This window comes from Pseudarthrobacter sp. LMD1-1-1.1 (genome assembly GCF_040676255.1).
GTDB lineage: Bacteria > Actinomycetota > Actinomycetes > Actinomycetales > Micrococcaceae > Arthrobacter.
On record NZ_JBEGHP010000022.1, the window covers coordinates 567,789 to 588,344 of the forward strand.

Sequence of the window (20,556 nt, forward strand, 5' to 3'; positions counted from 1 at the left end):
CGCTGCCTACTTCAGGAAGTCGGGAACATCCAGGTCATCCGGGTGGGTGCCGGTCATGTCCGGCTCCACCACGGACGGCAGGTCGACGTCGAAGCCGGAGTCCGCCGGAACGGCCTGCGGGCGCTGCTGACCCCAGTTGCTGAGTCCGGCAGCGCCGACGCCTGCGTGGATCGGCTGGACGTTCTGCTGGTGGGTGCCGTTGCCCTGGTGGTTTCCGCCTTGCGGGTGCGCCGAAGCCGGAGCAGCAGCAGGGGCGGCCGGCCGCTGGGGCGCGGCCTGCGGCTGGGACTGGTCCATGGAGGGCGAGGTGGCCTTGACGTCGTCAAAACCCGCGGCAATCACGGTGACGCGTGCTTCATCACCAAGGGCGTCGTCGATGACGGCACCGAAAATGATGTTTGCCTCGGGGTGGGCCACTTCCTGGACCAGGCGGGCAGCCTCGTTGATTTCAAACAGGCCCAGGTCCGAACCACCCTGGATGGACAGCAGCACGCCGTGGGCGCCGTCGATGGATGCTTCCAGCAGCGGCGAGGCAATGGCCAGTTCGGCCGCCTTCACGGCGCGGTCTTCACCGCGGGCCGAACCGATGCCCATGAGGGCCGAGCCGGCACCCTGCATGACGGACTTGACGTCCGCGAAGTCAAGGTTGATCAGGCCGGGGGTGGTGATGAGGTCGGTGATGCCCTGGACACCGGACAGCAGGACCTGGTCGGCGGATCGGAACGCGTCAAGGACGGACACGTTGCGGTCGCTGATGGACAGCAGGCGGTCGTTGGGTATCACGATGAGGGTATCCACCTCGTCGCGCAGGGCGTCGATGCCTGCCTCTGCCGAACCGGCGCGGCGGCGGCCTTCGAAGGTGAAGGGACGGGTGACCACGCCAATGGTCAGGGCACCGAGCGAACGGGCGATCCGGGCGACGACGGGCGCGCCACCGGTGCCCGTGCCGCCACCCTCACCGGCGGTGACGAAGACCATGTCGGCGCCACGGAGGACTTCCTCGATCTCGTCCGCGTGGTCCTCGGCGGCCTGCTTGCCTACCTCGGGGTTGGCGCCTGCACCGAGGCCACGGGTCAGCTCGCGTCCGACGTCGAGCTTCACGTCGGCGTCGCTCATGAGCAGGGCCTGGGCGTCGGTGTTGATGGCGATGAATTCAACACCCCTGAGGCCGACCTCGATCATGCGGTTGACTGCGTTCACGCCACCGCCGCCGATGCCGACGACTTTGATGACGGCCAAGTAATTCTGCGGAGCTGCCACGTTACGTGTCCCTTGTTCGTGTCTTATTGCGAAAACTGATGGTGAGCTTGAAACCCTCAACCCTAACCCTCCGGTTGAAGGTTAGAGTTATGTCAACTAACTCTTGTCTGTGACGGTATTTCCTCTGGTTCCGACATTCAATAACCGGGTCCGCGTGTCGGATTAATACCGGGAAAGAAAGCGCTCAGCGCGTCACGGGGTGCCGGGGCACACTGACATCGTAGACCCTGACCGGGTTCTTGGGGTCCGCCGGAGCCTTGAGGAGGGCGGCCAGGACCTTGGCCTTGAGCTCCTTCTCCGAGGCGTTGCCCCACACGATTGTCTGGCCGTCAACGAGCTTGAGTTCCACGGCATCGACGGACTGCGCGGACGCGTTGGACAGCTTCGCCAGGACGTCGGCCGGCAGGGCACCCAGCACTGCGGCCGTGGCGCGGAACAGGTCCTGTCCGATCGCACCGGCACCGCCGTCGATGACCGGCAGCGATGCCGTCGCTGGATCGTCGGTGGTGGCCAGCTGGACGCCGTCGACGTCCACCAGCTGGTACTGCTCCCCCTGCTTGACCAGCGCCACGGGCACCCGCTCATGCACGGCAACGGCGAGGGTGGACGGCGGCCGGGCCTCGACGGACACGGATTTGACCTGGACCAAAGAGCCGAGGAGCCCGCGGACGTCGTCGTCGCTGATCTGGGGCAGCGGCTTGCCGCGCAGTGGCTCCAGCGCCGTCTGCACCTGGGCCGGGGTGACGAAGTGCGTGCCCGTCACCGAGATGGTCTGCAGGGCCAGCACCGGCGAATAGATGGCGGCTGCCAGCAGTCCCACCACCAGCGCAACCACTGTTCCGGCAGCTGTCAGGACTTTCTTCCTGCGGCGCCGGCCTTTGGGCTCGGGGAAGGCCAGCACCGTTGCCCCGGAGGGTTTCTCCGCCTTCGCCGGCTTGTGCGCCGGCGCCTGGTCCGGGATGCTGCGGGATGCCGTGATCACATCGCCACCTGTGGAGGCGCCCGGCGTCCCGGACGATCGGGGCTCTTTCTCCGCACTTTCCGCAGGCGCTGCGTCGGGGCGGCCATTCCGCCGGGGCGGGGCGTAGGTGGGACGGCGGGAGCTAGGCACGCAGCGCCTCCACAATCCGTGGGCCGTAGGACGTGACATCACCGGCACCGACGGTCAGGACGACGTCCCCGTCCGCGGCGGCCTTGGCCAGGGTTTCGACGGCGTCGGCTCCCTCTGCCAGCCGTCCGCCCGCTGTGAGGTGGTCGGCTATGAGCTGGCTGGTGACGCCCGGAATGGGGTCCTCCCGGGCGGGGTAGATGTCCAGGACCAGGGCGGTATCGGCAAGGTTGAGGGCGTCTGCGAACTGCGCCGCGAACTCCCGGGTGCGGGAAAACAGGTGCGGCTGGAACAGGACGTGGACCTTGTGGCCGCCTGCCACCGAACGCGCGGCGGTGAGGGCGGCACGGACTTCCGTGGGGTGGTGGGCGTAGTCGTCGAAGACCCGGACGCCCCGTACCGATCCCTTCAGTTCGAAGCGCCGCGAGGCGCCGGCGAAGTGGGCCAGGCCGGCGGCGGCAGCGGCCGGGTCCACGCCGAGTTCAAGGGCGACGGCGAAAGCGGCGGCCGCGTTCAGCGCGTTGTGGCGGCCGGGTACCTGCAGTGACAGCCCGTACCGGGCGCCGTGTGCCGATACCGCGACGTGGCCCGGGCCGTCGTCGTGCAGCCGGACGTCCGCGGCCTCGCTGGTGCCGTACAGGAGCACCCGGGTGTTGCCCCTGGCCCTGGTGCGCTCGGCCAGGGCCAGCGCCCCGGCGTCGTCCGCGCAGGCCACCAGGAGGCCGTCCGCGGGCAGCAGCGCCGTGAAGCGGTCGAAGGACTCGTACACGGCTTCGGCCGTGCCGTAGTAGTCAAGGTGGTCGGGCTCCACGTTGGTGACGACGGCGATGCGGGGCCGGTAGTTCAGGAAGGATCCGTCGGATTCGTCGGCCTCGGCCACGAAGATGCCGGACGTGCCATGCGCGGCGTTGACGCCAAGCGCGGGGATGTTGGCGCCGACCGCGAACGACGGGTCCAGGCCCGCCGCCTGCAGCAGCACGGTGACCATGGACGTGGTGGTCGACTTGCCGTGCGTTCCGGCCACCGTGACCACGGTGTCATCACCCATGGTGGCGGCCAGCGCCTGGGACCGGTGCAGCACGGGCAGGCCCGCCGTGCGGGCTGCCGCCAGTTCGGGGTTGTCTTCACGGATTGCCGATCCGGCCACCACGGTCTGCGCGTCCGCCAGGTTGCCGGCGGCGTACCCGACGGCGATCCGTGCACCGGCCGCGGCGAGGTCCGCCATGACGGGCAGGTCCTTGGCGTCGGAGCCGCTGACCGGGACGCCGCGCGCCACCATGATGCGGGCCACGGCAGACATTCCTACTCCCCCAATGCCGATGAAGTGCACCTTGCCAAGGGATTCCAGGCCGGGGGTGTTATGGGCGTTCATGCAGATACCGCTTCCAGGACAAGACCAGCCATGCGCTGGTCGGCGTTTCGGATGCCGAGCCGGTAGGACTTCGCTTCCATGGCGGCAAGCCGTGCTTTATCGGTAATCAGCGGAACCAGTTCGCGCGCAACCCATTCCGGAGTGAAGTCACGGTCGGCAACGAGTACTGCGCCGCCTGCGGAGACCAGGCCCGCTGCGTTCAGTGCCTGCTCCCCGTTGCCGATGGGCAGGGGCACCAGGACCGCCGGTACGCCGACGGCAGCGACCTCACAGACCGTGGCGGCCCCGGACCGGGCCAGCAGGAGGTCGGCCGCGGCGTAGGCACGTTCCATGCCGTCGATGTACTCCACCTGCCGGTAACCCTCAGCGGCAAGGGGCTGCCCGGCCGGGTCCAGGACGGTTTTTCCGCGGCCGGTGACGTGGAGGGTCTGGATACCGGCCTCCGCAAGGAGGGCCACGGAGGCTGCGATGGTCCGGTTGATGCTCTGCGCGCCGGAGGACCCGCCGGTGACGATCAGGGTGGGCTGGTGGGGATCCAGCCCAAGGGCCTCGCGTGCGGCGGTGCGGGCAGTCTTCCGGTCCAGGCCGGAAATCTCCTTGCGCATGGGCATGCCCACGTGCACCGCGTTGCGGAGCGGAGTGCCCTCGAAAGCCACAGCCACCCGGCCCTTGAGGAAGGCCCCCACCCGGTTGGCCAATCCTGGCCGGGCGTTCGCCTCATGGATCACCAGGGGTATGCCGCGCTTCCGCGCCGCCAGGTACATGGGCGTGCAGACATATCCGCCGACGCCCACCAGCACGTCGGCGTGCGCCCGGTCCAGGATGGCGCCGGCCTGCCGGACGGCACCGGCGAGCCTGGCCGGCAGGCGGAGCAGGTCAGCGGATGGCCTGCGGGGAAACGGCACCCGGTCGATCGTGGCCAGCTGGACGCCGGCTGCGGGAACCAGCCGGGTCTCCATTCCCGACGGCGTTCCGACCGCCAGGATTGAAGCGTGGGGGGCTTCGCTGCGCAGGGCCGCCGCGATGGCAAGCAACGGGCTGATATGGCCGGCTGTTCCGCCACCGGCCAGGACGATGGAAGGTTGTGTCGGAGTCATCTGGGGTTAGGCACGCTTTCTGGAATTCTTTGGTTGGTTCTTGTCCCGCCCCGGCCGGAGCTTGAACTTCAGCATCCGCTTGGGTCGCATGGCAGGCGCCATCTGCTCCCGGGCCAGGGAGAGGACCACCCCCACCGCACACAGCGACATCAGCAGGGCCGAACCGCCGTAGGAGATAAACGGCAGCGGAACACCGATGACGGGCATGAGGCCGGTGACCACGGACATGTTCACGGTGGCCTGGCCCAGCAGCCAGACCATGATGGTGCCGGCAAGGACCCGGTGGAACATGTCCTCCTGTGCCACGACCACGCGGTAAATGGCAGCGCCGAGGATGGCGAAGAGGATCAGGACGACGACGGTGCCCACCAGGCCGAGTTCCTCGCCGATGATGGCGAAGATGAAGTCGTTGTGGGCTTCGGGAATCCAGCTGTACTTTTGCCGGCTCTGCCCGAGGCCTACGCCCAGCCAGCCTCCGGATGCCAGGCCGTACATGCCGTTGGTGGCCTGGTAGTTGGCGTCAATCCCGTCCGCGCAGGACTGGCCGGTCCACCAGGAGGTGATGCGGCACATGCGGTTTGAAGAGGTGACGGCCATGACTGCGGTGCCGGCGGCGGCGATGATGCCTGCGATGCCGAACAGGTAGAGCGGAACGCCGGCGAAGAACAGGGCCGCTGCCATGATCATCATGATGATCATGGCAGTCCCCAGGTCGTTGCCCACCAGGATCAGGACGATGACGATGGCTGCCATGGGTATGGCGGGTACCAGCACGTGCTGCCATTTGCCCAGCAGCTTGCCCTTTCGGGCCAGCACCGTGGCCAGCCAGAGGGCAAGGGCCAGTTTGGCCGCCTCGGAGGGCTGGAAGGTGATGCCGCCAAGGTCGATCCAGTTCCGGTTGCCGTTGATCTCGGTGCCCACCACCTGGACCAGGCCCAGGAGCAGGACGGCTGCCCCCACGGCGGGCCATGCGAGGCGCTTCAGCCAGACAACGTTGATGCGTGAGAGCACGAACATGGTGAAGATGCCGATCGCGGCGAAGACTCCCTGCTTGAGGGCATCGCCATAAGGGGACTTGCCGGCGGCGATTGATTCAACGCTCGAGGCGGAGAGGACCATCATGATGCCAATGGCGGTCAGGGCCAGGGTGGCACCAAGGATGAGGTAGTAGGTGGAGCCGTTCCGGGACTTGCCCGTGCCCTCAAGCGCGGACCAGAACCGGCGGTACAAGGTGCGCAGTTTTGCGCCGGCCGCGGCGGGCTGCCGGATGGCGGTTGAGCCGGGGCGGGGTTTGCCGCCCTTCGGCTTAACACCCTGCTGCCGGGTGGGCGTGCTGACCATTGTTACTCCTCGCCGGTCTGGGCCTGCCCTTCCACCAGCTCGCGGACAGCGTCGATGAAAGTACCACCACGGTGAGCGTAGGAAGAGAACTGATCCATGGAAGCAGCTGCCGGAGCCATGAGCACGGTATCGCCGGATTCGGCGAGCCGGGCCGCAGACGCAACGGCCCAGGACATCACCTGTTCTCCATTGCCGGGGGTACCGGCAGTGGTGCCGCCGGGCGCCGAAGCAGTCTCCACTCCTTCAGTGTCACCTGCCCCCGGTTCGATCACCGGGACATCCGGCGCGTGTCGCTGGAGGGCTTCGCGGAGGTGCGACGTGTCTGTTCCGATCAGGACCACGGCCTTGAGCCGAGCTGCGTGATCCCGCACCAGGTCGTCATAGCTCACGCCTTTTGAGAGGCCGCCGGCAATCCAGACCACGTTGCTGAAAGCTGACAGGGATGCCGACGCGGCGTGGGGGTTGGTGGCTTTGGAGTCGTTGACCCACAGAACACCGTTTAGGCGGGCCACAGGCTGGATGCGGTGGTCGCCGGGCACGTAGTCCAGGATGCCCTGGCGCACAGCCTTGGGCTCCACGCCGTAGGCGCGCACCAGGCCGGCCGCGGCAAGGGCGTTGGCCACCATGTGGCGCGGGGCCAGCGGTCCAAGGTCGGCCATGGAGGCGAGTTCGGCTGCGCTGTCCTTGCGTTCTTCGATGAACGCCCGGTCCACCAGCAGCCCTTCCACCACTCCGAGCATGCTGATGGCCGGCGTCAGTGTGGTGAAGCCAACGGCGCGGCAGCCCTCCACCACGTCGGCGTTTTCCACCATGCGTTCGGTTTCCACCTGCTCGGCGTTGTAGATGCAGGCTTTTTGGGTCCGCTCGTAGACCTTCGCCTTGTCGGCCAGGTAGGAATCATAGGAGCCGTGCCAGTCAACGTGGTCTTCGGCCACGTTGAGGCAGACGCTGGCAACAGGCGACACCGATTCCGTCCAGTGCAGCTGGAAGCTGGAAAGTTCCACCGCGAAGACGTCGTACTCCACGGGATCCCGAAGGGCATCAAGGATGGGGGTGCCCACGTTGCCCACAGCGATGGCTTTGAGTCCTGCGGCCCGCAGCATCGATTCCGTGAGTCCCACCGTGGTGGTCTTGCCGTTGGTGCCGGTGATGGCCAGCCAGTCGGCCGTCTTCCGGCCTTCCCTGATCCGCACGCGCCAGGCAAGTTCGACGTCGCCCCACACCGGGATGTGCTTCCGTGCCGCGGCCGCCAGGAGGGCCTGGTCTGGGCGCCACCCGGGCGAGGTCACGATCAGTTCCGGCAGTTCGCCGTCGATCCGTGGGAGGTGGGTCACCGCGTCAGGGCCCAGCAGGACATCGGCGGCGCCGACGATTTTCAGGGTGTCGGCGTGTGCACGTGCGGTGTCGCTGGTGGCGGCGTCCACCACCACGACGCGGGCGCCGAGCTCGATCAGGGTGTCCGCGGCCGCGAAGCCGGAGACGCCGATGCCCGTCACGGCGACGCGCAGGCCGGCCCAGTCGGAGTCCCAGGAGACAAGGTTTGCCAGGCGGGGGGAAACGGTCACAGCAGTACAACCCATTCAGCGTAGAAGATGCCCAGGCCAACGGCGACGAAGAGTCCGCCAAGGATCCAGAACCGGACGACGACGGTCACTTCGGCCCAGCCCTTCAACTCAAAGTGGTGCTGCAGCGGCGCCATCTTGAACACACGTTTACCGCCGGTTGCCTTGAAGTAGCCCACCTGGATGATGACGGACAGCGTGATCAGCACAAAGAGGCCACCCACGATGCCCAGCAGCAGTTCGGTGCGGGACAGGATGGCGAATCCGGCTACGGCGCCGCCGATGGCCAGCGACCCCGTGTCGCCCATGAAGATCTTCGCCGGGGAGGTGTTCCACCAGAGGAACCCCACCAGGGCGGCGCTGAGGATGGCCGCCAGAAGGGCGAGGTCCAGCGGGTCCCTGACGAGGTAGCAGCCGCTGCCGGCCTCCCGGGGGGAACCGCAGGCCTGGTTGCTCTGCCAGATGCCCATAAGGGTGTAGGCGCCGAAGACCATGATGGAGGCACCGGCGGCAAGGCCGTCCAATCCGTCGGTCAGGTTCACCCCGTTCGTGGCTGCGGTGACGATCAGGTTGGACCAGATGACGAACAGAATCGCGCCGAGGACGGTGCCGCCAAAGGCGAGGTCGAGCCAGGGCAGGTCGCGGACCAGGGAAATCTTTGTCGACGCCGGCGTCAGCCCGGCGCTGTTGGGGAAGTTCAATGCCAGGATGGCGAAGACGATGCCGACGGCCGCCTGGAGGATGAGCTTGGCTTTGGCGTTCAGGCCCAAACTCCGCTGCCGGGAGATCTTGATGAAGTCGTCCAGGAAACCCACCAGGCCCATACCCACCATGAGGAACAGCAGGATGAGTGCTGAGGCCGAGGGGCCGGGTGAGTCGGGGTTCATCATCAGCATGATGAGGTGGGTGAGTCCGTAACTCAGCAGTACTGCGGCCACCACGACGGTGCCGCCCATGGTGGGCGTCCCGCGCTTGGTGTGGTGGGAGGTGGGGCCGTCGTCACGGATGAACTGGCCGTAGCCGCGGTGCACCAGCAGGCGGATGAACAGCGGGGTGCCCACCAGGGCAAAGAGCAGGGCCAGGCCTGCGCCGATCAATAGAGCAATCACAGCAGAGTGCTCCTTTCGTCGGCAGGGGTGGGGGCTGGGGGTAATGCTATCCGATCGCCCAAATGGCGGAGTCCAACGCTGTTGGAGGACTTGAACAGCACCAGGTCGCCCGGCTCGAGTTCTGCGTCCAGGACGTCGTAGGCCTCATCGAGCGTCTCCGCGAAGAGGCATTCGTCGCCCCAGGATCCCTCCTGCACGGCGGAGACGTAGAGGGCCCTCGCTTCCCGGCCCACTACCAGCAGCCGCGAGATGTTGAGGCGGACAACCTGGGTGCCTACGGCGGTGTGCTCGCGGATGGAGTCCTCACCGAGTTCCAGCATGGCCCCCAGCACGGCCCAGGTGCGCCGTCCCCGGCCAAGGTCGGCCAGGGTGCGAAGGGCTGCCCGCATTGATTCGGGGTTGGCGTTGTAGGCATCGTTGATGATGGTGACGCCGTCGTGCCGCTCGGTACGCTCCATGCGCCAGCGGCTGGCTGCTGCCTGGTTGCTCAGTGACTCCGCGATGTGGTCTCCGGGCACGCCTGCGGCCCAGGCCGCTGCGGCGGCTGCCAGCAGGTTCCCCATGTGGTGGGCTCCGATGAGCCTGCTGCTCACGTGGCGGGGAGGGGCGCCGTCGGGAAGTTGGAGATCGAATTCGGGGCTGCCCCCGGCGTTGGTGTCGGCATTCAGGGCCTGCACCTGGGCGTCCTGCCGGCCTTCCGCGGAAAATCCGAGGACCGTGGCCTCGGTGCGGCTGCGCATGGCCGCGACGCGTTCGTCGTCGAGGTTGATGATGGCCGTTCCCTGGGCGGTCAGGCCTTCAACCATTTCGCCCTTGGCCAGCGCGATGTTCCCGACTCCCCCGAACTCGCCGGCGTGTGCGGTGCCTACTGCCAGGACAACTCCGATGTCCGGCTTGACCATCTCCGCAAGGTAGCGGATGTGGCCAATGCCGGTGGCCCCCATTTCAATGACCAGGTAGCGGGTATCAGTGCCCGCCCGGAAGACCGTGAGCGGGACGCCCACCTCGCCGTTGTAGGAGCCCTGGGGCGCCACGGTGTTGCCCTGCGTTGCCAGGACTCCGGCCAGCAGGTCCTTGGTGGTGGTCTTGCCGGCTGAACCGGTGATGCCCACAACCGTCAGCTGGCTTCCCGCTTCTGCACGGGCGGCACGGATGCGGCGGACGGCTTCGGCGGCGAGGGCTCCCATCGCCAGGACGGCGTCGGGAACCATGATGGAGGGGTAGGCGGTGCCGTCGGGGCCGGGTACGGGGCGCTCGACAAGTGCCAGGACCGCACCGGCAGCGAACGCTGCGTCAATGAAATCGTGGCCGTCGGCGTGCTCGCCCGGCTTCGCGACGTAAAGCGAACCCTGGATGGCTTCGCGTGAATCCGTCACCACCGAGAGGGGCGTAATTCCGGGATCGGCGTCCAGGCGCCCGCTGGTGATTTCGGCGATTTCCGCCGCAGTAAATGCAATCATCTCGGTCTAGGACTCTATCCGGTCGTCTTGGAGAACGTTGAATCCCCTGGCTGTCAAGGCGGTGCGCAGTTCAACCCTGTCGTCCAGGGCGAGGTTAACGCCCTTCACTTCCTGCCATACCTCGTGGCCGCGTCCCGCGACGAGAATGCTGTCCTGGGGGCGTGCCAGGGCCACGGCATGCCGGATGGCTTCCTCCCGCGGGAAGACCTCCAGCACTTCGGCGCCCAGGGACTCCGTCTCCACGGCATCACGCGCCCCGGCCAGCACGTCGGCGCGGATCGCTGCCGCGTCCTCGTCGTGCGGGTCGTCGTCGGTAATGATTACGGTGTCTGCGAGCCGGGCAGCGATGGCACCCATTGCGGGGCGTTTGCCCTGGTCCCGCTGTCCCGTGGCACCGAAAACGACGATCAGGCGCGAGTCCGGTTCCGGGGATTTGACGGCTTCCAGCGCCCTGGCCAGGGCGTCGGTGTTGTGCGCAAAGTCCACCACGGCAGCAGGCCGGTCGGAGATCAGCTGCATGCGTCCGGGCACGGCGACGGTGAAGGGGTCGGCGTGGTCCAGGGCCGCCTGCAGGTCGGAGAGTCCGACGCCGGACGCCAGCACCATGAGCACGGCCAGGGCAGCGTTCGCGACGTTGAAGCTGCCGGGCAGTCCGGTGTGGACGTCCAGGACGGCGCCGTCCGGACCCGCGAGGGTGAAGCTGGTCCCGAGGCCACGCGGCGAGGCCGAGGTAACGGTCCAGTCCGCCGGGCCCGAGCCGCTGGTGCTGAGGGTGGTGACCGGCACCTGGGCGCTGCCGGCCAGCCGCCGGCCCCATTCGTCGTCGACCGTTACTACTGCCTGCCGGGCACGCCCTGGAGTGAAAAGCTCTGCCTTGGTGGCGAAGTACTCCTCCATGGTGTTGTGCAGGTCCAGGTGGTCCTGGGTCAGGTTGGTGAACCCGGCCACGTCGAAGACAAGTCCGTCCACCCGCTGGTAGGAGATGGCATGCGAGGACACTTCCATGGCCGCGGCGTCGAGCCCCCGTTCGTGCATGAGGGCGATGAGGCCGTGGACATCGGTCGATTCCGGCGTCGTGAGAAGGCTGGGAATCGCCTGCCCGCCGGCCAGGATCTCGATTGTCCCGATCAGCCCGGTCTGCCGGCCCAGGGCACGCAGCAGCGAGGTGATGAAGTAGGTGGTGGTGGTCTTCCCGTTGGTGCCGGTCACGCCGAAAAGCTGCAGCGGGCGGCCGTCCGCGGACTGGCTGCGGTAGATCATGGAAGAGAGTGGCCCCACCTCGTTGCGGGGTTTCGCGACGACGAGCACGGGAACCGGCGTGTCCGCGGACAGGGCAAGCAGGCGCGCACCGGCGTCGTCCGTCAGGACGGCCACCGCCCCGGCGCCGATGGCGTCCCTGGCAAAGTCAGCGCCGTGCCTGCTGGCGCCCGGCAACGCCACATACAGGTCGCCGGGCTCGACGGTGCGGGAGTTGAGGGATATGCCTGTGATTTCCACGTCAGCAGCAGGAGCGGGCACGGCTACGCCAAGGGCCTGCCCGACGGCGGCCAGCGGGACGGGTGCGACGGCTTCAGGCCGGAAGCGGCCTGCGCTTTCATCCCGGGCAGCATCGCTGCCGGGCGTGGTGAACTCTGACAAGGGAATCTCCGATGGTGCTAGTGCGTGCCCGGCATGGTTCGGCCCGGGCACTGTGATGCGCTGGATGCTGCTGGTACTTCCGGCCTGGAACAGCCGCTATTTGGCGTACTGGGGCATCCTGGCCGGCTCGCCGGTTGAAGGCTGGACGTTGTAGGTCCGCAGCGTCTGGCTCATAACGGAGCGGAACACCGGTCCGTTGGTGATGCCGTAGATGCTGCCCTTCGGCCGCTGGAGCACCACCTCCACAATAAACCGCGGATCATCCATCGGCGCCATTCCCACGATGGAGGCCGTGTAGCCGCAGTAGCCGGACTTGCCGTCGTCGCAGGGCGATTCGGACGTACCCGTCTTGGCTCCTACGCGGTAGCCGTCGATGCCCGCGTCCTTGATTTCGCCCTCGGTGACGGCGCTTTCCAGGATGTCCTGGACCTGCTGGGCCGTGCTGTCCGAAACGACCTGCCGGGAGGGCTGCGCCGGTACCTTCTCCTCAGTCCCGTCCGGGGAAATGTAGGAGTCGATCAGCCGTGGCTGCAGCATCACGCCGTTGTTCGCGATGCTCTGGTAGGCACGGACCGTCTGGAGGGTGGACTGCGAAACGCCCTGCCCGAACAGGACGGTGTACTGCTGGCGCCCGTCCCACTGGTCCGGGGGCGAGAGGATGCCGGATGCCGTTGCGGGAAGTCCGATGTCCGGCGCCTCGCCAATGCCGAACTTCTTCAGCCAGTCGTAGCGCTGTTCCTTGCTCAGCCGCTGGCCGGCCATCACGGTTCCGGTGTTCATGGAGTACCCGATGATTCCCGCCAGCGTCCGTTCCTCGGTGCCGTGCGTAAACGCGTCGCTGAACGTCTGGCCGTCCACGGTGTAGGTGGGCGGAATGGTGAACGTGTCCAGTGGCTTGGCGAGGCCTTCATCGATGACAGCCGCGGCGGTCATCATCTTCTCCACCGAGCCGGGCTCATACGCTGCGGTCACGGAGCGGACGCCGCGGTCCTTCGCTGCCACCAGCCCGGGGTTGTTGGGATCCGGGGAGTTGGTGTCCGCCAGGGCAAGCAGGTTGCCGGTCTTGGCGTCCATGACGATGATGACGCCCCATTCGGCGCTCAGTTTGTCCGCCTGGCTCTGGATGGCCTGCTGGGCAAAGTACTGCAGGTCCGAATTGAGGGTGAGTTTGACGTCCTTGCCGTTCTGGGGCGGGGTCAGCTCGTCAAGGCCCACGGGGATGCGGAGCCCGTCCGCGCCGATCTCGAACAGGCGCTTGCCGTCCGTTCCCTTCAGCTTGTCGTCCTGTGTCTGCTCAATGCCGGCCAGCCCGGTGGTGCCGTCCTGGAGGAATCCCACCACTCCCCCAGCGACCGCACCGTTAGGGTAGACGCGCTTGCTCACGCCTTCGGCCACAATGCCCGGGACCTGCAGCTTGGAGATACGGTCCTCAACGTCGGGCTTCACGTCCTTGGCCACGATGTAATACGGCTGCTGCCCGGTGACGGCGTCCCTGACCGCATTGGTGTCCATGCCCAGGGCCGAGGCGAGTTCGGAGATTGCCTGGTCGCGGCTGACATCCACCAGCTTTTCGTGGCCGTCGGTTTGTTCCAGCCGCTTGTAGGAGTCGGTTTTCGTGTTGACGCGCTGGTCAACCACGATGTTGTAGCGGATCACGCTGTTGGCCAGGACGGTGCCGCGCGAGTCCAGGATGCTGCCCCGCTCGGCCGGCAGGATGGCGGACGTCATCCGGCTGTTCAGGGCTGCTTCGGCCATGCCGCCGACGTCGAGCCCCTGGACCAGGAACAGCTTTCCGCCCACCACCAGCAGGAGTGTGAGCATGATGCCCAGCCCCAGCCGCAAGCGCTTCGTGGCGTTGGGTACCTTGCTTTTTCCTGCCGTGCCGGTCGTCTTCGCCACCGTGTATTTCCTTGCTGCTCGACGCTGCTGCCTTACCTGCCTGCCGGCCTACTGTCCGGGGACCTTCTGCTGCGGCGCCGGGACGGAGCCGCCGTGAAGTTCGGGGGCCGGCTTCGCCGCAGCTGCTGCGGCCTGTGCCGCTGCAGCCGCCTGGGCTGCAGCCGCCTGGGCTGCGGCTGCCTGGCCGGCATCGGCGGAGGGAGCCGCGGCAGCAGCGGCGCCGGTGGCCGGCGCGGCGGCCTTGTCACCGGCTGCCCCCTTGGCGTCCGCGCTCTTCGCCGGCGGCACGATCAGCTGCCCTGCCACGGCGGGCGACGGGATGACTGCTCCTGTTGCCGCGCCCTTGACCGCGGGGGTGGCCTTTCCTGTTACTGACAGTGTCGACAGGTCGATCTGGCCCTTCACGGTCGACGCCACCATGCCCAGCTCCGTGGCCTTGGCCGCGAGGTTCTGCGGGGCCTCGTAGCTCTGCACCTGCTGGGTAAGGTCCTGGTTTGCCTTGGTCAGCGAGCTCTGCTTGGCACGCAGCTCCACCAGCTGGTATTGCGCGGTGGACACCGAGATGTTCAGGACCAGCACCGCAACCAGCGCCACTGCGAGCATGGCAAAGCACAGCACGACGAAGGGTGCACGCCGTTTCCGCGGGGCCGAGCGGACCACGGAGAGCGGTGTGCGCGCTTTTTGTCCCCCGCCGGGTTTGCCTGCCTGCCTCGTATCGGGCGCCGAGCTGCCGGAAACAACGGGAAAGTTCTTGACGGCGGCGGTGCTCATGCAGCTCTCCTGGCTCTGATTCGTTCTGCCGCGCGGAGCCTGGCGGAGGCGGCGCGCGGGTTTTCGGCGATTTCGACGGCGGTGGGCACCTCAGTGCCTTTGGTCAGGGTCTTGAGTTCGGGCTTGTGTTCTTCCAGCTCCACCGGGAAACCAAGGGGAGCCGAAGACTTGGAGCGGGACTGGAAAACACCTTTGACGATCTTGTCCTCCAGTGAGTGGTAAGACATGACCACGATGCGGCCGCCAAGGGCCAGTGAATCGACGGCGGCAGGAACTGCCCGTTCCAGGACGTCGAGCTCTTCGTTGACCTCGATCCGCAAAGCCTGGAAGGTCCTTTTGGCGGGATGTCCACCGGACTTCGCAGCGGACGCCGGAACCACGGAACGGATCTGCTCCACCAGTTCGCCGGTGGTAGTGAAGGGCTTGGCCGCACGCGCTGAGACGATCCTGTTGGCGATCCGCCCGGCAAACTTTTCCTCGCCCCACTTGCGGATGATCCGGACCAGGTCCTCTTCGCTGTACGTATTGACCACGTCCGCGGCGGTTTGGCCCCGGCTGGTATCCATGCGCATGTCCAGCGGCGCGTCGAAAGAGTAGGCGAAGCCGCGCTCACGCTCGTCCAGCTGCAGGGACGAGACACCCAGGTCCATGAGGATTCCGTGGGCTTCGGCCACGCCGAGGTCTGCCAGGACGTCCTGGATCTCGTCATACACGGCGTGCACCAGGTCAGTCCGGGCGGCGAACGGAGCAAGCCGTTCCCCCGCGAGGGCCAGCGCTTCCTCGTCCCGGTCGATGCCGATGAGGTGGAGGTCGGGAAACCTCTGCAGCATGGCCTCCGAGTGCCCGCCCATGCCCAGGGTGGTGTCGACGGCAACGGGGGTCTCGCCGCGCAGCCGTGCCGCTTCGAATCCCGGTGCCAACAAATTGATGCACCGGTCGCGAAGGACCGGTACATGGCGTTCGGACGTGGGCTTGGGTTGATCGGTCATGCCTGGTCCTTTCCCGCCGTCGTTGTCCCCTGGATGCTTCTGGGATCAGATCCCCATCCGCGCCTACCGTTCCGCCCGCCTGGCTCCGGGGAAGGTGAGCCAGGTTGGCAGCCGATGGGCCGGCTGGAGATCTCATCCAAGAAACCTCTGCCGCCCGTTCCGGAATTCAGAGAATGCCCGGAATGGGATCGTCAGTTTCGGAAAAGGCCGTCTCCTTCTCCGCGAGGTATTCATTCCAAGCCTGGGCGTCCCAGATCTCGGCGCGGGTACCGGCGCCGATGACGGCAAGTTCCCTTCCGAGTCCTGCATACTCCCGGAGCGCCGGTGGAATGGTCACGCGCCCCTGCTTGTCAGGTACCTCGTCAGAGGCTCCAGAGAGAAAGACGCGGATGTAATCACGTGCCTGCTTGGAGGAGATTGGAGCCTCCCGCATCTGCTCGTGGACCCGCGCAAATTCCTTCTCGCTGAAGACGTAGATGCAACGCTCCTGGCCCCTTGTAAGCACCAGGCCGCTGGCAAGCTCCTCGCGGAACTTAGCGGGGAGAATGATCCGTCCCTTTTCATCCAGACGCGGCGAGTGAGTGCCCAGAAACACTGGCCCACCGCCTGTCCGCCGTCAGGAACTGCACATCCCCTATGTTGCAACCACCCTCTTATGTCCTCCACATTACTCCACTTTCCACCACAGTCAACGCAAAACGTGCCGTTGCGGCCCCCAAATATGGGAATAGTCCCTTGAAATGCCGCGGATTGGATGCGGTGGTGGGAAGTGGAGGAAATTTCGGCATCCGCGGCGCCGGCTGAATTCGGCCAGCCGGCAGGAGCCACGGAATTTTCGGGGAATTGCCGATTAAATAGGAAAAGACCCGCCGGAGCGGGTCTTTTCCTGCGGCCCCCCTGTTGCGGGGGGAGCGAAATGGAGGAGCCCGGGGCCGGATAGCGGCCGGGCTTCTGTAGTGCCTAGGGTTCACCCCTGCGGCGCTCGTCCCACCGCTCTTCAAGGCTGCTCATAAACGAACTCCTTTGTTTGCCGGGCTTTCCCGCGCTGGCCTTGGACCCGGCTTTGCCACGGGAACTGCGCATGGTGGCGAAGTACACGCCGCCGCCCATGACCACGAAGCCCAGCACTCCCACAAAGATGTTCTGGAGGGTGACCCCGACCAGAAGCAGGAAGACGCCGGCCAACGCGCCGAGAACCCCAATGACCACATGCCTGGTTGACCATGAACGCCCCGGGTCCGAACCCATGGAGTTCGCAAATTTCGGGTCGTCCTCGTGAAGCTGCTTTTCAAGCTGCTCAAGCAGCTTCTGTTCGTGCTCCGACAGCGGCATCACGACCTCCTTTTGTAGGCCAACGTCCGGGCTGATCCCAGCCATAACTTCTACTCCGATGAACGCCTGCTGTTGCTGGAAAGTTCCCGCTTGGCCAGCCATTGCCAAAACGGGAACCCAGCATGCAGTCGCGGGAGCGGAAGCATGTCCAAGAGGGTCCGGCAGTAAGTCCATTCACTCGAAACTATGTACCTCTAAGGATAGATTGTTGAGGGCTGATCTGAAAGACGGCAATGACTTCGGCGGACCCCGTCAGGCGGGCCGTTGCGTGCTGTCCCCCGGCCGGTTTTCCGGCTCCATCAGGCGGGCCGGAAGGACCGATTTGTTGCCGAATTTGCGCGCCACCTCGTCCAGTGCCTGCTCGGCCGCGCGCCAGTTGTCATCCCTGCGGTCAATGCTCAGCTGGAGCGAGGTCCGGGCCGTTTCCTCGAGCTGCTCGGCCCTGACCCCCACCAACCGGACGGCCATGGCCCTGGTCCCGACGGACTCCAGGAGCTGGAGTGCCACCGCGTAGATCAATTGGGCGCTGTCCACTGGTGTCTGGACGGTCCTGCTCCTGGTGATCGTGGAAAAGTCGGCGAACCGCAGCTTCAGTGCCACGGTCCGGGCCACCATCCCGGAACTCCGCAGACGGCCCGCGGTCCGGTGCGAAAGCCGCAGCAGTTCCCGGCGAAGGAGGGCGTCGTCGTCGGTATCCGTGGCAAAGGTCTCTTCCGCTCCGATGCTCTTTTCCAGCCGCACCGGCGTGACGGGACGGGGATCGATGCCCCAGGCAAGCTGGTGAACGTGCTCCCCCGTAGCGCCCAGGACCTTCTTCAGCGACGACACCGGGGTTGCGGCGACGTCCGCCACGGTGCTGATCCCCATCTTTGCCAGGACCTCTTTGGTCTTGGCACCGACACCCCAGAGCGCACCCACGGGCAAACTGTGCAGGTAGGGCACGGTCTGGTCCGGTCCGATGAGCAGCAGGCCGTCGGGCTTGCACCGGGTGGACGCGATCTTGGCAACGAATTTGGTCTCGGCAATCCCGACCGAGGCGGTGATGCCAAGTTCCGCTGCGACCCGGCGCCGGATCAGCTCGCCAATTCCCCTGGGCGCCCCCAGCCGCCGCAGGGCTCCTGTAACGTCCAGGAAGGCTTCATCGACGCTGAGCGGCTCCACGAGTCCCGTGATGGATTCAAAGATGGCCATCAGCTGCCCGGACACCTCGTAGTAGAGCTTGTGCCGGGGTTCGATCACTACTGCCTGCGGACACATCCGCATGGCCACGGCCATGGGCATCGCGGATTTGACGCCAAAGGCCCGGGCTTCGTAGGACCCGGAGAGAACCACGGAGCGCTCCCCCGGGAAGCCGACGATGACGGGCTTGCCGCGAAGTTCGGGGCGCGTGCGCAGCTCCACGGAGACAAAGAAAGCGTCCATGTCTACGTGCATGATGCACGTGCGCCGCCGGGCCGGAGGGCGCGCGGCGGATGCCTGGTTCATACCTGCGGGCCCCACGGCTGCCATCCTATCGGTTCGTGCGGGCTGCCCTTGTTTGTCGGGAGAGCACCGCAGGCTGGCTAAACTGGAGGCTGGTTCCGCCCCCACAACACCAGGAGGAAAGTCGTCGTGACGGCTATTGGATACTTCAAGCCGGCTGGCCTCGCCGCGCTTGCCGCCGCCGGAGCGCTGGTCTTGGCTGCCTGCAGCCAGGCCCCGTCCGGACAAGCCGAGCCAGCCCAATCCGCTTCCGTCGCCGCCACTCAGTCCTCCCTGACAGCCTCGCCGAGCCCCTCGGCGTCGCCCAATACCTCGGCAACCGTTGGCGCCGTGGTGGAGGGCTTTCCGCAGCAGCTCCTCCCGCTGATGACCGGTGCAACGGTGGTGTCCAGCAGCTTTGACAAGGCGTCTTCCCCGTCCACGGCGGCACTCGTGGGAACCGTCAAAGCGCCCACCGCCTCTGTCATCGATTTCTACAGCAAGGTTCTGGAGGGCCAGGGTTTCAAGGCCGTTCCGGGCGACAACGTCGGCGGGGTGGCATCCAAGGATTTCGTCCGCGGTGACAACGAGACTGTTAATCTCTCCGTCGTGGAAGCTGCCGGCGTCTCCACCTTCACCATTGGTGCCAACGTGGCTGCTGAGTCGGTAAAGTGACCGCCGCGGAGCAGTTAAGGAATGAACAGGCCGACTTTGTAGCAGGGGTGGCCGGGGAGCTCACAGGCTTCCTGACGGCACGGCAGTCGGTCATGTCCGGCATTTCCCCCGACATCGAACCCATCATGGGCTCGATCTCCAATTTGGTCACCGGCGGCAAGCGCCTCCGGGCGCTGATGTGCTACTGGGGCTGGCGGGGCGCGGGCGGCGAGGCGGGGGCCAGCCAGGTCGTCACGGCCGGTGCCGCACTTGAACTGTTCCAGGCGGCCGCCCTGATCCACGATGACATCATCGACCGTTCGGATACGCGGCGGGGCGGTCCCAGCGTGCACCGCCGTTTCAGCCAGCTGCACACTGCGCAGGGCTGGGCGCTGGACAGCGAACGGTTTGGCCAAGCCGCTGCCATCCTTGCGGGCGACCTTTGCCTTTCCTTCAGCGAAGAGGCGTTCACTGACATCGGCGAACGGGCTGCGTCGGGCAGCCGGGCCAGGCTCATCTTCAACCTCATGCGGGCAGAGGTCATGGCCGGCCAGTACCTGGACATCCTGGAAGAAGTAGCAGGTCCGGTCCGGGACCGGGCCGGTGCCGTCGGCAGGGCCCAGTCGATCATCCGGTTCAAGAGTGCCAAGTACTCCACCGAACACCCCCTGGCCCTGGGTGGGGCCCTGGCCGGAGCCACCAATGAGCTGCTCCGGGGCTACTCGGCATTTGCCCTCCCGCTGGGCGAAGCGTTCCAGCTCCGCGATGACGTCCTGGGCGTGTTTGGTGATCCGCTGACCACCGGGAAGCCGGCCGGCGACGACCTGCGCGAAGGAAAGCGGACGGTTTTGGTGGCACTCGCCCTGGACCAGGCTTCGCCGGAAGAGTCGGCATTCATCGATGCCAGCCTGGGCAGCCCGGATCTGTCGGACGCTGACATCCTGGAGATCCGGCGGATCATCGAGGACTCCGGAGCGCTCCAGGCCACCGAAGTCCTCATCAATGAATTCGGCTCGGCAGCCTTCGATGCACTTGACGGGCTTGAACTGGAAGAGTTGCCCAAAACCGCCCTCCGGAGGCTGGCCGAAGCGACGGTCAGCCGAGCCTCCTGAAGCGGGCTGTTACCAGGCCAGGGTCTGGGCCCTGCGCCTGATTTCCGTCTTGCGGCCTTCGCGCAGGGCGTCGATGGGGCGGCCACGCAGTGACTCGTCTTGCGTAAACAGCCACACAATAAGGTCCTCGTCTGAATAGCCGGCGTCCGCCAGCACCACGATGGTTCCCTTAAGGCTGTCCACTACCTGGCCGTCCTGGATGAACTCCGCGGGTACCGAGCGGATTTTCCGGTCCCCCACGCGCAAAGCCGCCAGGGAACGCTCGTCAATAAGGCTGTGCACCTTGGTGATTGATACATCCAACAAACGGGCGACGTCGGGCAGCGGCAACCACTCGCCCACCAGGTTTTCTACGTTACTCACGGATCAAGGTTGCCACGCCGCCCACCCC

The 20,556-nt window shown here is 66.4% G+C and carries 18 protein-coding genes; 2 read left to right on the forward strand and 16 right to left on the reverse strand.

Going from position 1 to position 20,556, the window contains the following annotated elements; all coding sequences use genetic code 11:
- Window positions 1-6 precede the first annotated feature (6 nt).
- The 15 genes from ftsZ to dinB all read right to left on the reverse strand — a co-directional run bounded on the left by ftsZ (window position 7) and on the right by dinB (window position 18,423).
- Window positions 7-1,260, reverse strand: a complete 1,254-nt coding sequence (gene ftsZ, locus MRBLMD1_RS13145) for a cell division protein FtsZ (RefSeq protein ID WP_364400240.1) — start codon at window positions 1,258-1,260, stop codon at window positions 7-9.
- Between the two features lie 184 nt (window positions 1,261-1,444).
- Entirely contained in the window at window positions 1,445-2,371 is a 927-nt protein-coding gene (locus MRBLMD1_RS13150) for a cell division protein FtsQ/DivIB (RefSeq protein ID WP_414703690.1), read from the reverse strand.
- Complete coding sequence (murC, locus tag MRBLMD1_RS13155) at window positions 2,364-3,740, reverse strand: UDP-N-acetylmuramate--L-alanine ligase (RefSeq protein WP_364400245.1); 1,377 nt, start codon at window positions 3,738-3,740, stop codon at window positions 2,364-2,366. The genes MRBLMD1_RS13150 and murC overlap by 8 nt, the downstream gene beginning before the upstream one ends.
- Complete coding sequence (gene murG / locus MRBLMD1_RS13160) at window positions 3,737-4,837, reverse strand: undecaprenyldiphospho-muramoylpentapeptide beta-N-acetylglucosaminyltransferase (RefSeq protein WP_364400248.1); 1,101 nt, start codon at window positions 4,835-4,837, stop codon at window positions 3,737-3,739. Before murG ends, murC begins: the two co-directional genes overlap by 4 nt.
- Before the next feature lie 6 nt (window positions 4,838-4,843).
- The gene (gene ftsW, locus MRBLMD1_RS13165) at window positions 4,844-6,178 is read right to left on the reverse strand and encodes a putative lipid II flippase FtsW (protein ID WP_159632241.1); all 1,335 of its coding nucleotides are present in this window, start codon (window positions 6,176-6,178) and stop codon (window positions 4,844-4,846) included.
- Window positions 6,179-6,180: 2 nt separating this feature from the next.
- Window positions 6,181-7,758: a UDP-N-acetylmuramoyl-L-alanine--D-glutamate ligase gene (gene murD / locus MRBLMD1_RS13170; protein WP_224025672.1), complete on the reverse strand. Its 1,578-nt coding sequence runs from the start codon at window positions 7,756-7,758 to the stop codon at window positions 6,181-6,183.
- Window positions 7,740-8,849 (reverse strand): phospho-N-acetylmuramoyl-pentapeptide-transferase, encoded by a 1,110-nt coding sequence (mraY, locus tag MRBLMD1_RS13175; RefSeq protein WP_159632243.1) that lies wholly within the window; start codon window positions 8,847-8,849, stop codon window positions 7,740-7,742. The genes murD and mraY overlap by 19 nt, the downstream gene beginning before the upstream one ends.
- Window positions 8,846-10,309, reverse strand: a complete 1,464-nt coding sequence (locus MRBLMD1_RS13180; RefSeq protein WP_159632244.1) for a UDP-N-acetylmuramoyl-tripeptide--D-alanyl-D-alanine ligase — start codon at window positions 10,307-10,309, stop codon at window positions 8,846-8,848. Before MRBLMD1_RS13180 ends, mraY begins: the two co-directional genes overlap by 4 nt.
- 6 nt (window positions 10,310-10,315) lie before the next feature.
- Window positions 10,316-11,947: a UDP-N-acetylmuramoyl-L-alanyl-D-glutamate--2,6-diaminopimelate ligase gene (locus MRBLMD1_RS13185; protein WP_364400254.1), complete on the reverse strand. Its 1,632-nt coding sequence runs from the start codon at window positions 11,945-11,947 to the stop codon at window positions 10,316-10,318.
- Between the two features lie 96 nt (window positions 11,948-12,043).
- Window positions 12,044-13,846 (reverse strand): peptidoglycan D,D-transpeptidase FtsI family protein, encoded by a 1,803-nt coding sequence (locus MRBLMD1_RS13190; protein WP_224025670.1) that lies wholly within the window; start codon window positions 13,844-13,846, stop codon window positions 12,044-12,046.
- Window positions 13,847-13,894: 48 nt separating this feature from the next.
- A complete protein-coding gene (locus tag MRBLMD1_RS13195) occupies window positions 13,895-14,617 on the reverse strand; it encodes a hypothetical protein (protein ID WP_364400257.1) in 723 nt (240 codons plus the stop codon).
- Window positions 14,614-15,606, reverse strand: coding sequence for a 16S rRNA (cytosine(1402)-N(4))-methyltransferase RsmH (rsmH, locus tag MRBLMD1_RS13200; protein ID WP_159632248.1), 993 nt, complete (start codon window positions 15,604-15,606; stop codon window positions 14,614-14,616). The genes MRBLMD1_RS13195 and rsmH overlap by 4 nt, the downstream gene beginning before the upstream one ends.
- Window positions 15,607-15,772: 166 nt before the next feature.
- Entirely contained in the window at window positions 15,773-16,201 is a 429-nt protein-coding gene (mraZ, locus tag MRBLMD1_RS13205; protein WP_018763545.1) for a division/cell wall cluster transcriptional repressor MraZ, read from the reverse strand.
- A gap of 365 nt (window positions 16,202-16,566) precedes the next feature.
- Window positions 16,567-16,938, reverse strand: coding sequence for a DUF3040 domain-containing protein (locus MRBLMD1_RS13210; RefSeq protein ID WP_364400260.1), 372 nt, complete (start codon window positions 16,936-16,938; stop codon window positions 16,567-16,569).
- 252 nt (window positions 16,939-17,190) lie between these two features.
- The gene (dinB, locus tag MRBLMD1_RS13215) at window positions 17,191-18,423 is read right to left on the reverse strand and encodes a DNA polymerase IV (protein WP_364400449.1); all 1,233 of its coding nucleotides are present in this window, start codon (window positions 18,421-18,423) and stop codon (window positions 17,191-17,193) included.
- A gap of 126 nt (window positions 18,424-18,549) precedes the next feature.
- Between dinB and MRBLMD1_RS13220 the strand changes: the two genes are divergently transcribed.
- A complete protein-coding gene (locus MRBLMD1_RS13220) occupies window positions 18,550-19,074 on the forward strand; it encodes a hypothetical protein (protein ID WP_159632250.1) in 525 nt (174 codons plus the stop codon).
- Complete coding sequence (locus MRBLMD1_RS13225; RefSeq protein WP_224025668.1) at window positions 19,071-20,165, forward strand: polyprenyl synthetase family protein; 1,095 nt, start codon at window positions 19,071-19,073, stop codon at window positions 20,163-20,165. Before MRBLMD1_RS13220 ends, MRBLMD1_RS13225 begins: the two co-directional genes overlap by 4 nt.
- Before the next feature lie 9 nt (window positions 20,166-20,174).
- Here MRBLMD1_RS13225 and MRBLMD1_RS13230 read toward each other — a convergent pair whose 3' ends face one another.
- Entirely contained in the window at window positions 20,175-20,528 is a 354-nt protein-coding gene (locus MRBLMD1_RS13230) for an Rv2175c family DNA-binding protein (RefSeq protein ID WP_201302431.1), read from the reverse strand.
- Between the last annotated feature and the right edge of the window lie 28 nt (window positions 20,529-20,556).